This is a genomic window from Nocardia ninae NBRC 108245, from assembly GCF_007990755.1.
GTDB lineage: Bacteria > Actinomycetota > Actinomycetes > Mycobacteriales > Mycobacteriaceae > Nocardia > Nocardia ninae.
On record NZ_BJXA01000017.1, the window covers coordinates 32,178 to 45,847 of the forward strand.

General features: G+C 67.5%; 11 protein-coding genes. 4 read left to right on the top strand and 7 right to left on the bottom strand.

The window, feature by feature from the left end; genetic code table 11:
* Positions 1-21: 21 nt before the first annotated feature.
* On the bottom strand, positions 22-1,638 hold the full coding sequence (locus NN4_RS15290; protein ID WP_107653979.1) for an ABC transporter substrate-binding protein: 1,617 nt from the start codon (positions 1,636-1,638) through the stop codon (positions 22-24).
* A gap of 686 nt (positions 1,639-2,324) precedes the next feature.
* Positions 2,325-3,905, bottom strand: coding sequence for an amidophosphoribosyltransferase (purF, locus tag NN4_RS15295; RefSeq protein ID WP_135234629.1), 1,581 nt, complete (start codon positions 3,903-3,905; stop codon positions 2,325-2,327).
* A 235-nt stretch (positions 3,906-4,140) separates the two neighbouring features.
* On the opposite strand from purF, the gene NN4_RS15300 reads away from it, so the two are divergent.
* A complete protein-coding gene (locus NN4_RS15300) occupies positions 4,141-5,409 on the top strand; it encodes a YhgE/Pip domain-containing protein (protein ID WP_147131218.1) in 1,269 nt (422 codons plus the stop codon).
* A gap of 67 nt (positions 5,410-5,476) precedes the next feature.
* Here the strand turns inward: NN4_RS15300 and NN4_RS15305 are convergent, their stop codons facing one another.
* Positions 5,477-5,869 (bottom strand): sterol carrier family protein, encoded by a 393-nt coding sequence (locus NN4_RS15305; protein WP_147131024.1) that lies wholly within the window; start codon positions 5,867-5,869, stop codon positions 5,477-5,479.
* 10 nt (positions 5,870-5,879) lie between these two features.
* Positions 5,880-6,650: a phytanoyl-CoA dioxygenase family protein gene (locus NN4_RS45720; RefSeq protein ID WP_147131026.1), complete on the bottom strand. Its 771-nt coding sequence runs from the start codon at positions 6,648-6,650 to the stop codon at positions 5,880-5,882.
* A 192-nt stretch (positions 6,651-6,842) separates the two neighbouring features.
* On the opposite strand from NN4_RS45720, the gene NN4_RS15315 reads away from it, so the two are divergent.
* The 3 genes from NN4_RS15315 to NN4_RS15325 all read left to right on the top strand — a co-directional run bounded on the left by NN4_RS15315 (position 6,843) and on the right by NN4_RS15325 (position 9,315).
* A complete protein-coding gene (locus tag NN4_RS15315) occupies positions 6,843-7,376 on the top strand; it encodes a hypothetical protein (RefSeq protein ID WP_147131028.1) in 534 nt (177 codons plus the stop codon).
* Between the two features lie 131 nt (positions 7,377-7,507).
* Positions 7,508-8,158 carry a TetR/AcrR family transcriptional regulator gene (locus tag NN4_RS15320; protein WP_147131030.1) on the top strand — a complete coding sequence of 217 codons (651 nt, stop codon included), beginning with the start codon at positions 7,508-7,510 and terminating at the stop codon, positions 8,156-8,158.
* On the top strand, positions 8,155-9,315 hold the full coding sequence (locus NN4_RS15325) for an NAD(P)-binding protein (protein WP_147131032.1): 1,161 nt from the start codon (positions 8,155-8,157) through the stop codon (positions 9,313-9,315). The genes NN4_RS15320 and NN4_RS15325 overlap by 4 nt, the downstream gene beginning before the upstream one ends.
* Before the next feature lie 58 nt (positions 9,316-9,373).
* Here the strand turns inward: NN4_RS15325 and NN4_RS15330 are convergent, their stop codons facing one another.
* From NN4_RS15330 to NN4_RS15340, 3 genes are all read right to left on the bottom strand, one after another.
* Positions 9,374-10,834, bottom strand: a complete 1,461-nt coding sequence (locus tag NN4_RS15330) for a serine hydrolase domain-containing protein (RefSeq protein WP_147131034.1) — start codon at positions 10,832-10,834, stop codon at positions 9,374-9,376.
* Positions 10,835-11,049: 215 nt separating this feature from the next.
* Positions 11,050-11,685 (bottom strand): CPBP family intramembrane glutamic endopeptidase, encoded by a 636-nt coding sequence (locus tag NN4_RS15335; RefSeq protein ID WP_147131036.1) that lies wholly within the window; start codon positions 11,683-11,685, stop codon positions 11,050-11,052.
* On the bottom strand, positions 11,682-13,397 hold the full coding sequence (locus tag NN4_RS15340; RefSeq protein WP_147131221.1) for an alpha/beta hydrolase: 1,716 nt from the start codon (positions 13,395-13,397) through the stop codon (positions 11,682-11,684). The genes NN4_RS15335 and NN4_RS15340 overlap by 4 nt, the downstream gene beginning before the upstream one ends.
* Between the last annotated feature and the right edge of the window lie 273 nt (positions 13,398-13,670).

Sequence of the window (13,670 nt, forward strand, 5' to 3'; positions counted from 1 at the left end):
CGGGCCCGGCTTCGCCGGATGTCACTTGCTCAGCACCGTGTAACGGAACTTGAACGACGCGTCGAGAGTCTGCTCCACTCCCTGCACGTTCTTACCCGAGACGGCGATCTGCTTGCCGGACAACAGCGGAACGATCGGCAGGTGGTTCTGTGCCAGATCCTGCTGCACGTTCTTGAGGATCTCCATCCGCTTGGTCTTGTCGCGTTCGGTGATCTGGGCGATCAGCTGCGCGGTCACGCCGGGATTCTCGAAGTGCGACTGCAGGAAGTTGTTCGGACCGAAGAACGGGGTCAGGTAGTTGTCCGGGTCCGGAAAGTCCGGGAACCAGCCGAAGTGGTAGAGCGGGTACGAATCGCGCGCCCGTTCCCGCTGGTAGCTCACCCATTCGGTGGACTGCAGGTTCACCCGGAACAGCCCGCTGGCCTCCAGCTGCGACTTGATCGAGGCGTACTCCTCGGAGCTGCTCGAACCGTAGTGGTCCGGGTTGTACTGCAGGTTCAGCTCGACCGGCGTCGCGACACCCGCGTCGGCGAGGAACTTGGCGGCCTTCTCCTTGCTCGGATCGGCGCCGTAGATGTCCTTGAACGGCTCCGTCGCGCCCGGAACACCCTGCGGCACCGACGAATACGCCGGGGTGTAGGTGTTCTTGTAGATGTTCTTGGCCAGCGCGGCCCGGTCCACCGTGGAGGCGAGCGCCTTACGCACCGCCAACTTCTGCTCCGGAGTGCCGCCCGGCATGGTGTTCATGTTGAACACGATGTAGCGCAGCTCGCCACCGGGGCCCTCGTGCACAGTGACCTTGCTGTCGCCGCGCAGGGACTCGATGTCGGTCGGCGTCAGCGACCGGTAGGCAACGTCGAGCGACCCGTTCTGCAGGTCGAGCTTCATGTTGTCGGTGGTGGCGTAGTACTTCGTCGAGACGGTCTTGGTCTTCGGGGTGCCGAGGATCCCGTTGTAATCCGGGTTCGCCTTGTACTCGACCAGCTTGTTCTTGTCGTAGCTCGCGATGGTGTACGGGCCGGAGTAGCCCTTGTTCTTCACCACGTCCTCGTCGGCCATCACCTTGTCCGGCGAGTACACCTTCTCGTCGACGATCGGACCGGCCTGGGTCGGCAGGATCGCCGGGAAGGTCTGGTCGTTGGCGACCTTCAGCGTGAAGTTCACGGTGCGGTCATCCGGGGCCTCGGTCTTCTCGAGGTTGCCGAGCAGCGAGGCGGGCCCGTTCGGGTCATTGATCTTGACCATGCGGTCGAAGGAGAACTTGACGCTCTTGGCGGTCAACGGGTTTCCGTTGGCGAACTTCAGGCCCGGCTTCATGGTGCAGCTGTACACCGTCGGGGTGGTGAACTCGCACTTCTCCGCGGCGTCCGGCTTCGGCGTCGCGTCGCCGGGCGCGAAGTTCAGCACGTACTGGTAGAACTGCGTCTCCGCGACCAGCGAGCCGTTGTCGTAGGCGGCTACCGGGTCGAGCGAGAAGATTTTGTCCGTGGTGCCGGCCAGCAAGCCGCCACCGTCACCACCATCACCGGTCCGGCCGGAACCGCAGCCTGCCAATGACGACGCAACCAGCGTCGCCAGGCCGACGGCCGCGATAGTTCGCGTCCGGGTCCGGCCCCCAGGTGTTCTAGAAACCAACATCAGGGCCCCACTTCTCGAGCGCCGCACCGCGCTGTCCTGGATCGCAGGACAGGTGCGGACGCAATGAACTTCCGATCTGACGGGCACCGTACCCACGAACCATTTCCGGCACGTTGCGTTTTCACAGAAAAAATCACCGGGTCGTTAGCAGGCGTTGCAAATAGTGCACCGAGGGGGCCAGATCACCGGACGAATGTCCAGGAACGCACTGGATCTCCGATGCGTGCGTCTCGAAGACGCCACGGCACGCATCCGGACAAATACGGCCGTTTACCGCGACGCGCGAAATCGACTCGCCGTGCGCGCGGGGCGAAATCGGCGCGTTTCGATGCACTGGATGGTGGTTCGTACCAAGGGGGAAGAGACCGGGCCGAGATAGGCGGCTGGGTGTCGCAGATACCGACAACGCGACGGCCCGAGGGCTTCAGGAGGAGTCATCCGGGGCCGCACGGACCGACGACGGATGCCTGATGACAGGCGACATGTACGGGACGAGCCCACGCTTCGATGTTCGCCGGCAATGGTGGGCCATAGGAAGGAAGGGGAGGACAGCCGTCCCGCCAGGCGATGGACACGGTTCCGGACGACCGGAGGGCCGACCACGGCGGCATAGCCTGAATCACCGGCATGAAGTGGACCTTCATCCCGAAGGGCGCAGGCCCGGACTTCCCCGGACCGCCCAAGACCTACGGACGACTCAGCGCACTCGCATTCGCGTTCTCGCCCAGCAGCAGCGCCTCCGGCTGCCCGGTGAGCATGCCTTCGAGCACGTTCTTACCGATGGCCGCCTCGGTGGGCAGTGCGATCGGGTAGTTGCCGTCGAAGCAGGCGCAGCACAGCCGGGAGCGGGGCTGCTCGGTGGCGGCGATCATGCCCTCGGTGGAGATGTAGCCGAGGGTGTCGGCGCCGATGGAACGGCGCACGCCCTCCACCATCTCGTCGAAGCTGCCTTCGGCACCCGACCCGTTGGCGATCAGTTCGGCGGGCGAGGCGAAGTCGATGCCGTAGAAGCACGGCCACTTGACCGGCGGCGAGGCGATCCGGACGTGGATCTCCAGCGCGCCCGCTTCGCGCAGCATGCGGATGAGCGCGCGCTGGGTGTTGCCGCGGACGATCGAGTCGTCCACCACGATGAGCCGCTTACCGCGGATGACCTCGCGCAGCGGGTTGAGCTTCAGTCGGATGCCGAGCTGACGGATGGTCTGGCTCGGCTGGATGAAGGTGCGCCCGACGTAAGCGTTCTTCATCAGGCCTTGGCCGTAGGGCACGCCGGAACCTTGGGCATAGCCGACCGCGGCCGGGGTGCCGGATTCGGGCACCGGGATCACCAGATCCGCGTCGACCGGATGCTCTTTGGCGAGCAGACGCCCGATCTCGACGCGGGTGGCGTGCACCGAGCGGCCCGAGATGGTGCTGTCCGGCCTGGCCAGGTAGACGAACTCGAAGACGCAGCCCTTGGGTTCGGGATTGGCGAAGCGCATCGAGCGCACGCCGTCGGCGTCGATCGCCAGCAGTTCGCCGGGCTCGATCTCCCGGACGAACGCCGCCCCGACGATGTCGAGTGCTGCGGTTTCGCTGGCAACAACCCAGCCACGGTCCAGCCTGCCGAGGCACAGCGGGCGGACGCCGTGCGGGTCACGCGCGGCGTAGAGCGTGTGCTCGTCCATGAAGGTCAGGCAGAACGCGCCCTTCAGGGTCGGCAGCAGCTCCATCGCCGCCTGCTCGATGCTGGAGTCGGCGGAGGCGTGCGCCAGCAGCGCGGTGATCACATCGGAGTCCGACGTCGCGGCGATCGGCTGCGGGCGGCCGTTGGCCACCGTCGCACCGATGAGCCCGAGTTCCCTTGCGCGGCCTGCCAATTCGGCGGTGTTGACGAGATTGCCGTTGTGGCCCAAGGCAAGTCCGGAACCCACCGAGGTGGTCCGGAAGATCGGCTGGGCATTTTCCCAGGTCACGCCGCCGGTGGTGGAGTAGCGGCAGTGCCCGACGGCGATGTGGCCCGGCATGGCGGCCAGCGTCTGCTCGTCGAACACCTGGCTGACCAAGCCGAGATCCTTGAAGACCAAGATCTGCGAACCGTCGGATACCGCGATGCCCGCCGCCTCCTGCCCGCGGTGTTGCAGCGCGTACAAGCCGTAGTACGTGAGCTTCGCCACGTCCTCGCTCGGCGCCCAGACTCCGAACACGCCACACTCTTCGCGTGGCTCGTTCTCGTCCTGATCGGGGGTGGCGGAAGTAGCGTCAACCGGCAGTTCGGCGTTGGTCACCGTTTGCTCCCTGTTCGGGCGGGCTGGGGGCACGTTTCATTCTACGGGTGAAACTTCGATCGCGATCACCGCCACCGCATACCAGTAGCAATCCGGCGTGGCGCAGCGGCCGGGGAATCCGGCGACGGTAGCTGTTACGGTGCGATCCGTGACGACTACCGACAGCGCGGATTCAGGCAGCGGGGCGGGATCGAACACCGGGGGCACCGCGCCGCAGCGCAGGCCATGGGCGCGGCTGGTGCTGTTTCCCATCGGCGTGCTGACGCTGCTGACGGCGTTGCTCGGCATCATGTATCTGGATTACGTCGTCGATCCGGAGAAGAATCTGCACGATTTTCCCATCGCCCTGGTGAATCAAGATGTGGGCGATGTCATCAAAAAGGCCGACAGCCAGCAGCAGGTGAATTTCGGTAACCAGATCACCGAGGCGCTGGAAAAGGGCGTGCCCGCCGACAAGGTCGACCTGCGGGTGATCAGCATCAGCGAGGCCGAGCGGCAGATGCAGTCCGGCGAGGTCTACGGCGCGCTGGTCATCCCGAGCGATTTCAGCAAGCGCCTCGGCATCCTCGGCGTCGGCAGCGTAATTCCCGGTGACATGGAACGCCCGATCATCACCCTGCAGACCAACCCGCGCACCGGCGCGTTCGGCACCCAGATCGTGCTGCGGGTGGGCAACCAGGCGCTGACCGAGGTGAACAAGCAGGTCGGCAAGCAGCTCACCGATCAGGTGACCGAGCAGCTGAAGCCGCAGGCCGGTGCGCCGCCCGGGCCCGAGCTGTCCGGCGCGGCGCGGGTCGCGCTCGCCGATCCGGTGAAAGTGGTTGTCCAGCAGTACCATCCGCTGCCCGACGGCACCGGCCAAGGATTGAGCGCGTTCTTCTACGCATTGCTGTTGCTGCTCGCCGGGGTGGTCGGCGCGATGGTCATCCACACCATGATCGACGCCCAGCTCGGCTTCATCCCGACCGAGTACGGGCCGTGGTACGTGCACTATCCGCCGACGCCCATCTCCCGTTTCCGCACCCTGCTGATCAAGTGGGGCGTGATGGTGGTGACCGCGAACATCGTCTCGGCGGTCTTCCTGATCGTCGGCAAGATTCTGGACATGCCGATCGATCATCCGCTGGCGCTGTTCCTCTACAGCGCGCTCGCCATGATCGCCGTCGGCGTCACCGGTCTGTCCACGCTGGCCGCGATCGGCTCGGCGGGTCTGCTGGTGAACCTGATCCTGTTCATCATTCTGGGCCTGCCCTCCTCCGGCGGCACCGTGCCGATCGAGGCGACGCCGCAGTACTTCGGCTGGCTGGCCTCCTTCGAACCGATGCACCAGGTGTTCCTGGGCATCCGCGCCATCCTCTACTTCGACGCCAACTTCGAATCGGGCCTGGCCCGCGGGGTCTGGATGGCAGTGGCCGGACTGGCCATCGGCTTGGCCTTCGGCGCCATCATCACTCGTTTCTACGACCACAAGGGACTGCACCGCAGCAATCGCGTCGCCGCCTGATCAGGTCGGATCCGTACTCGCTGCGGTCCCATGGAGCGAGTACGGATCCCGCGAAGGAGTGCGGCGATCAGTCGTCGGCCAGGCGGGCGATGGGGAGCCAGCGTGCGACTTCGGTCGCGCGGCTGCCCGAGGCAGTGAGGGCGCCGGAGTCGAGGGCAGTGGCGAAGTCCAGCAGGCCGGTGGCCAGCAGGAGCCAGGTGCGCGGGTCGGTTTCGACGACGTTCGGCGGGGTGCCTCTGGTGTGCCGCGGACCTTCGATGCACTGCACCGCGACGAACGGCGGGACCCGCACCTCCACTGAATGCCCGGGAGCCGCAGCCGCCAAAGTGCGCGCGGTCGTGCGGGCCGCCGCCGCGAGTTCGGTGCGCGCGGGCGCGTCCACCGAGTCGTCCCGCAGCCACGCACGCACCGCATCCACCGCCGACCGCAGCTCGGCCGGACTCACCGATTGTCGAGCCACGTAGCCGAGATTACCGGTCGAGTCCGCGGCGGATGGCGCGCTCCACCGGCGAGTACGCGCCGTCCGGCCGATCCAGTACGCAGGGACCGCGCGACAGCAGCGGCGGCTGCGCCAGGAAACGCGCCGACGTGCCCCGATGTCGTTGCGCGGCATGCACCAGGAAGGGGTGGCAGAGGTAGACGTCGCCGGCCCGGCCGGTGGCCACCGCCTCGGGCAGGTCGGCGGTCGCCTGCACGTACGGGATCTGCCCCAGTTCCGCGCCCGCCTCACCGAACGGTGCCAGCAGTGCGGGCACCCGCAGGTGCGACCCGACCCGGATGCGGGTCGGTGCGTCGTCGACGCCGATATCGGAGAACAGGAACAGCATCAGCAGTGCGCGGCCTTGCGACCACAGATTCACCCGCCAGGTGAAGTAGTCGGTGGGGTCGTCACCGGGGAAACTGACGTCGATATGCCAGCCGTCGTCACCGGGCGGCCCGCCCACCGGAAAGCGAACCGGGAAGGTGCCCAGGCTGTTTCGCGGCAGCCAGCGGCCGCGGCCGACGAGCTGATCGAACGCCGCCGTCGAGGCGGGCGCGGTGGCGGCGCGCGCGAAAGGTTCGTCGGCGAAGTCGCCGAGCCGGATCACCGGCTGCGTCCAGGTCGAACGGTCGTCAGGATCGCAGCCGGTCGCCCGCCACAGAATCGCCCGGCCCGCCGCCGCCACCTCGCTCGGAAACGCCTGCTCCAGTTTGACGAAGCCATCGGTGATAAAGGATTCGATCTGCGTGTCGTCGAGCATGGGGTCCTTTCGTCGCACCAACGATGGCCGACCGAGGGCGGGTACCGCCACCGAATTTCGCCCGCCGCAGTTTCATCCGGCCTAGTGAGCCAAACCCCGGAGACCAGGCGAAACGTGGAAATACTTGCGCGGCCGCGCTGCCCCTACCGTCGACGTCTCGGCAATGCCGCATGTGGCGAATACGCTGCGACGGTGATTGTGCAGGAAGTCCAGTTCGCCGCAGCCTTGGCTCGGGCTATCGCCGAAGACCTGAGAGTGCATCCGCCCGCGGGTGCGCTCGTGCGCGTCGTGATCCGCTGGTTCGAGGAAGACAACCCGCTGAACTTCGGCGTCCATGCGCTCGGATCCGCGCAACGAGCCGACGTTGCACCGGAAGACGCGTGGTATCCCCTGGAGTGGGCGAACCTCGAAGACGAAGGTGCGCGATTCGAGCGTCTATCCGAACATCCCGACGTGCAGCGGACCGGAGCAGAACTCGCCGCCGCGTACCAGGCGGGCACCTCGGAACCGGTCGGCGACGACGCATGGCTGCCGGCACCGGCCATCCTCGACGCCGTCCGCCGTCTCCCTGCGGAACTACGCGCGGCGGGACTACCGCTCGACGACGACTTCGCGGCGGCGGCAGCACATTTCGAGGGGATGGGACCACTCGCCGTACTCCAGCAGCTCGCCGCCCCGTACGTGCTTGCCGCTTTGGCGGCACGCGGCGAGCTGCCGACCGAATAGCACTCGGAGTGCCGGAGCCGCTACCCACCGGTTTCGAGACGACCCGCCGCAGTGCGCGAATCGCGCAAAAGGCTTGCGCGGCTGCGCTGCTCGCCCCTACTGTAAGTAAGTAATTACTTACAGGGGTGCGGATGGCTGATTCGACGCGGGAACGGGTCATGGCGGCGGCGCTGCGGCTGTTCGGCGAGCAGGGTTTCGCCCGGACCACCGTGACGCAGATCGAGCGGGCCGCGGGACTCTCGGGTGGGTCCGGCGCGATGTACCGGCATTTCCGGTCCAAGGACGAGCTGCTGGTCGAGGCAGTGCGGTGGAGGCTGACCGAGCGGGGCGAATGGGCGTCGTTGCTCGACCCGGATTTCTCCGTGCTGGCCTGGCTCGATTCGTTGGAGCCGCAGGGATCCACGGTCGACAAGCTGACCATGCTGTGCCGGATGGGCCTGGCCAGGCTCGAGCACGACCGCGACGTGAACCGAATCCTGGTGCGCGACAACTCGATCGGGACCGACGTGCTGGAGGTGTTCCGCCGTGAGGAGTACCTGGTGTTCGTCTCGGCGGTACTGCGCGGACTGATGGAGCTCACCGATCCGCAACGGCAGGAACAGGATTGGGAGGCCGCCGCAGCGGTGGTCGTCGGCGCGGTCGCGCACTACTGGCTGATCAGCGACACCTTCGGCGGCGAACACCCCACCGCGGTCGGCCCGGACCGCTATCTGCGCTCCATCGCCGAGATGGTCGTCGCCCGACTGGGGTGGACCGGCACACAGGGAGAGGGAACAGCATGAAAACACACGTCACGGTGATCGGCGGCGGCCTGGCCGGCCTGACCGCGGCCATCGCACTGGCCGAGGCAGGTGCGGCTGTGCGCCTGTACGAGGCACACCACACCCTCGGCGGCCGCGGCCGGGCCACCGCGCCGCCGTATGTCGCACACGATGGTGCGCATGTCTTCTACGCCGACGGCCCGCACTACACGTGGCTGAAGAAGCATGGTTTCGTCAGCGATCTGGGCTGGCCCCGCCTCGGGGACTGGACGCGGGCGGGTTTCCGGGTCGACGGCCGGGTGCGCGCGCTGCCGCCGATCGGGATGCTGCGCGCCCAGGCACGTGGCAGGCTGCGGGCCCCGGTCGACCAGGACTTCCGCAGCTGGGCCTCGGCCCGCTGGGGCGAGGTCACCGCCGAGCAACTGGCCAACGCGATCAGCGTGGCGACCTACGACGCCGATACCGGCCGCCTGTCGGCGGCCTTCGTGTGGGAGTTGTGCCAACGCGTCTTCGGGCCGAATATTCCTGCGGTGCGCTGGGTACGCGGCGGCTGGCAACGCGTCATCGGCCGAATGGCCGAGCGCGCAACGGAACTCGGTGTCACCATCGAGACCGGCGTGCGGGTCGACCAGCTGCCGACCGACGGGCCGGTGCTGGTCGCCACCGAATTGAGCTCCGCCAGAATGCTGCTCGGCGACGACAGTCTCCGATGGACCAGCGGTCAGTGCGCCCTGCTCGACATCGCCGTCACCGCGTCGCGCGCCGACCGGACCCTGGTGTTCGATCTGGACGAGGGCGGGTTCCACGAGAGCTACACCATGCAGGACGACACCATCGCGCCGCCGGGCGAATCGCTGTTCCAACTCCAAATGCCCACCCGCGCCGGTGAATCCCCCGGCGATACGCGACTGCGGCTCGGCAAGTTCGCCGACACCGTCCTGCCCGGTTGGCGTGACCGCACCACCTTCCACCGCACCGGGGCCGCGAAGGGCCGCACCGGCGCACTCGACCTCCCCGGTCAGACCTGGCGCGATCGGCCCGCCATCGACCGCGGCAACGACGTCTACCTGATCGGCGACCAAGTCGCCGCCCCGGGGATGCGTGGCGAAATCGCGATCAACAGCGCGCTGCAAGCGGCCCACCGAGCGGCGATATCGGCCACGAAGGCCGGGGCTTGACCACTCGGGGCATGCCGAAAAGGCCGGGTTATGGCCCGGCCCTTCGGTTTCGGATTGATCAGACAGATTGCTTCGGGGTGGCGCGCATACCGACGTAGCAGACCTCGGTGCCGTCGGCGAGGGTGGCGAACACGACGGGCATGTAGTCCTCACTGAACGACGGGCCCGCACCGGAGGCGGCGAACACCGTCTCGGCGACCGGGGTGAGCTCCATACTCAGCGGCGGGGACATGTCCTTCATCTCGTCCACGAACTCGTAGAGCATGTGCGCGGAGCCGTCGTCGCGCTTGCTGACCGTGACGACGACGCCCGCGCGGCGGTAGGTGCCGACGAACGGTGCGATGTCCACCTGGACCGGCGGATCTGCAGGAGCGAAGGGCTCCGGCATCTGCACTCCGGCCAGTTCGGCGAGCAGTTCCCGGAACAGCGCGGCGTAGAGCTGGCGTGCGCCACCACCATTGGTGAGCAGAGCGACGGCGACACCCGCCTCGGGGACGGCTCGCAGGTAGGCGTACTGGCCGATCGCGGCGCCGTCGTGACCGAAGCCCTTGATGCCGTCCCAGTCGTACAGGGTCCAGCCCAGGCCCCAGCCGTCCGCGCTGACGGTCCACTTGTCCGGCACGTCGACCTCCCGCTGCTGCATCGCCGCAACGATTTCCGGCGACATCACCACGGTGCCGTCGGCGGCGCGACCACCCTCCAGGTGCATCCGGGCGAACCGCACCATGTCACCCGCGGAGCTGATGACCCGGGCCGCGGGCGCGACCGAGCGCGGCATGATGTCCCACTGCGGCGCGGGATCCGGGTATTGCCCCGGCTCGCCCAGGTGGCTCATCGCGACACGGAACCGCAGGGCCTGCTCCGGCAGCGTCATCAGATGGTCGAGACCCAGCGGGGTGGCGAGCAGGTCCTGCACGGCCTCGTCGAAGGTCTTGCCGGTCAGTACCTCGATGACCCGGCCGAGCACCACGAAACCGAGTCCGCCGTAGGACGTCCCGGAACCCGGCTTGCAGTCGAGCGCGACTTCCCTTGCAGCCCGGACGTATTCGGCGAGGCAGTTGTCACCGCGGCCGCCGTCGTAGTTGAAGTCGTTGGTCACGCCGCCGGTGTGGCTGAGCAACTGCCGGACGGTGATGGTCTCGGTGGCTTCCTCGTCCGGCGTGGCGAACTCGGGCAGCACGTCGACGACAGGTGCGTCGAGGTCGAGCTTGCCTTGGTCGACCAGTCGCATGATCATTGTGGCGGTGTAGACCTTGGCGACCGAGCCGCAGAGGAACACCGAGTCGGGGGTGACCTCCACGCCGGTACCGCGATGCAGGACGCCACTGGCGAGCTCGTAAACCTTGCCGTCGACCAGGATCGCCAGCGCCGCACCCGGCACGTGGTGGGTGGCCCGCAGTTCGTCGAGCCGCCGCTGCCAGCGCGCAACCGAGAAATCCCGCCCGGTCGAATCGGTGCTGCCCCAGTCCCCCTGCGCCTTCCAGTCACCCTCGGCGCCCCAGCTCACGGTGTTCGACATTGTGCTCTCCTGCTCTGAATCCAGTCGGCGTGTACGCCGTTCTCCTGTTGCGAACACTGTACGCACGACGGAACGTTGTACGCAAGTGCGCATGATGTTCGCGCTATTGCGCCCACTCCAGCAGCAAGGGGGCCATGCAGAAGTCGCAGCATGGTGCGAAAGGAGCCAGCCTGCCGACCGAATTCCCGCCGCCGCCCGAATGGCGTTGAGCCGGTTTACTTTTCGGCAGTTCCGATCAGCCGGGCCAGGCGAGGCGCGACAGCGCCACCCGCATTGGTGGCCAGGTGCAGCATGGCCGGTGCCGTGATGCTTCCGGTGCGGCGGCGCAACCAGCCGAGCGCGAAACCACCCGCCGCCGTAGCGGCCACGGTGACCGGAACACTGTCACCCGCGGCACGGGCCGGATGCACATGCCAGAGCCCGAAGGTCAACGCACCGAGCGCCGATCCGGCACGAGCGCCGAAGACGTTGTCCAGCAACGGTTCCAAGGTGGCCCGAAAAATCATCTCTTCGCCATACACGGTGCCGATCGGGATATGCACCATGATCCACTCGGTGGCATCGACCTCCGGCCCGCGATCGATGAACTCACGCAGCCCTTTCCGCACCGATGGAATCGCCAGTGCCACCCCGTAACCGGCGGCGACCAGCGCTGTGGACACAGCTCCGTACCGAAAGCCCTTCGCAGACCACCACTTCGGCTCACCACGAAGGGCGACGGCATACGCGGTAGCGAATCCGGCATTGGCGGCGGTCCTGCCGCGCACACCGAGCCCGAGCCCGGGCAGCACCCAGTTGCTCCAGGCCAGCGGAATTGCCACGGCAACAACGGTTTCCGGAACTCTACTCACTTGATCTTCCGCTCGAAGTCCTCGGTGGCCTCGATCTCGGCCCTGATCCGGTCGGACATGCCCGCGTTCCAATCCGGCGGCGCGGCGATGGCCGCCCAGCCGTCGAGCACCAGGCTGCCGTAGCGATGCCCATGCCCGTCGGTGACACCCTGGGCGTTGGTGAGGTCGGCGGCGACCTGCCAGAAGGTGACGAACGGCCACCAGCGCATCTGCGAGGAGACGTCGGCGCCGCGCGGCTCGGACAGCCAATCCGGTTGGGAGAAGATCAGATCCGTGGACCACCAGACGATCGGATCCGAGGCGTGCTGCAAGTAGGCGATCCGCGGCGGCCGCCACTCGGTGGACGGTCGCGCGAGATCGGCACTGTCGGAGGCGAATCGCACCACCAGCCCGTCGGCGTACACCGGCTGGACCTCCCGCGAGCCGGGATCGCGCCGCGAAACGAACTGCTGCCATAGTCGATTCGAGTTCGGCGGGCCCACCCACAGCGCGCCGTCCACCTTCGTCCGCAGATCGGCCAGCCCGTCGAACGCCGCCTCGGAGCCCTGCGAGCCCAGGCTCTCCCCGTACACCAGCAGCTTGGGGCGCTGCTCTCGTGGCCGCGCGCTCCAGTGCCGGTAGATCGCGTCGAACATGGCCCGGCCCGCGGTCATCGCCTTGCCCCGGTCCGCCAGGAACGACAGCACGCTGGGCAGGTACGAATACTGCGAGGCGACGATCGCGCTGTCCCCGCCGTACATGTACTCGATCGCGCCCGCCGCCATGGCGTTCACCCAGCCGGTGCCGGTGGTCGTCATCACCACGAGCACCTTCCGATCGAACGCGCCGGTGCGCTCGAGCTCCGCGGCGGCCAGTTCCGCCGGATCCTCGTCTCGCTTGGCCGATTCCAGCCCCACGTAGGCGCGGATCGGCTCGCGGGCCGGCTTGCCGGTCACCTCGCCGATCTTGCTCGCGGTCGGCCCGTGCGAGACGAACCACCGCCCCTCGTACCCGAGGGTCTCCCATTTCGCCAGCGAGGCAGGGCTGCCCGAGCGTTCGGGCTGCACCGGCTGGATCGCGTTCGCCGAGGTGTGATCGTTGCGCACACTGAACGCGGAGTTGGCCACGGCGAAGAACGCGCGCGAGGCCACACCGTTGAAAATGGTCACGGCTAACAGGACGAGCACGAGAAACCCGGCGGCGGGTGCGAGCTCACGCGGCACCCGCACCCACTGGTTGAGCAGGCGGGCGAAGAACCGGATGATCTCGCGCACCGTCCGATACACCGAGACCACCGCCACGCCGACCGCCAGACTCAGCAGACCCGTGCGCAGGTAGGCGGGCGTCGTGGTGCCTTCCATGCCCATCAACGCGGTGATCTCGCGCTGCCAGCGCGCCGACTGCACCAGCATCAGCGCCGCGCTCAGCGCGGCGGTGAACAGGATCGCGGACTTCACCGCGTAGCGCACCCAGGTCGGCGGCGGCGGAATCCTGGTCAGCCGCGGCCGCACCCACAGCCGGAACAGCCACTCCAGCACACAGCCGACGCCATACCCGAGCGCTGCGTTGATCCCGCTGATCAGCCCCTGGAACAGCCAGTCACGCGGCAGCAGCGACGGTGTCACCGACAGGGCGAAGAACACCGTCGCGACGACCAGCCCGGCATAGTTCAGATCGATGATGTCTTCCGCGCGCCGCACGATGACGACGCCGCGCGCACGCAGCTTCGTCATGGTGGAGGCGGGCACGAGCACGAGACTCAGCGCGCGCCGAGCTCGGGCGCGGACGGGTCCGTTGCGATCATCACCGCAACAGTATGGCGGGCGACCCACGGATATTTCTGACACGGTAGGCCGACGCGGTGTCGACGGCGGGCGGCCCGGCCGACCGTCGACGAAGATCGCGGACGCAACGCGACGCCGGCACGGTGTCACCTACCGCGATCGGCAACTACCCAGACCGCTCGAGTAGTTGTACGCGGTTGCGCGCGTGCGCGTGTCGGCAGA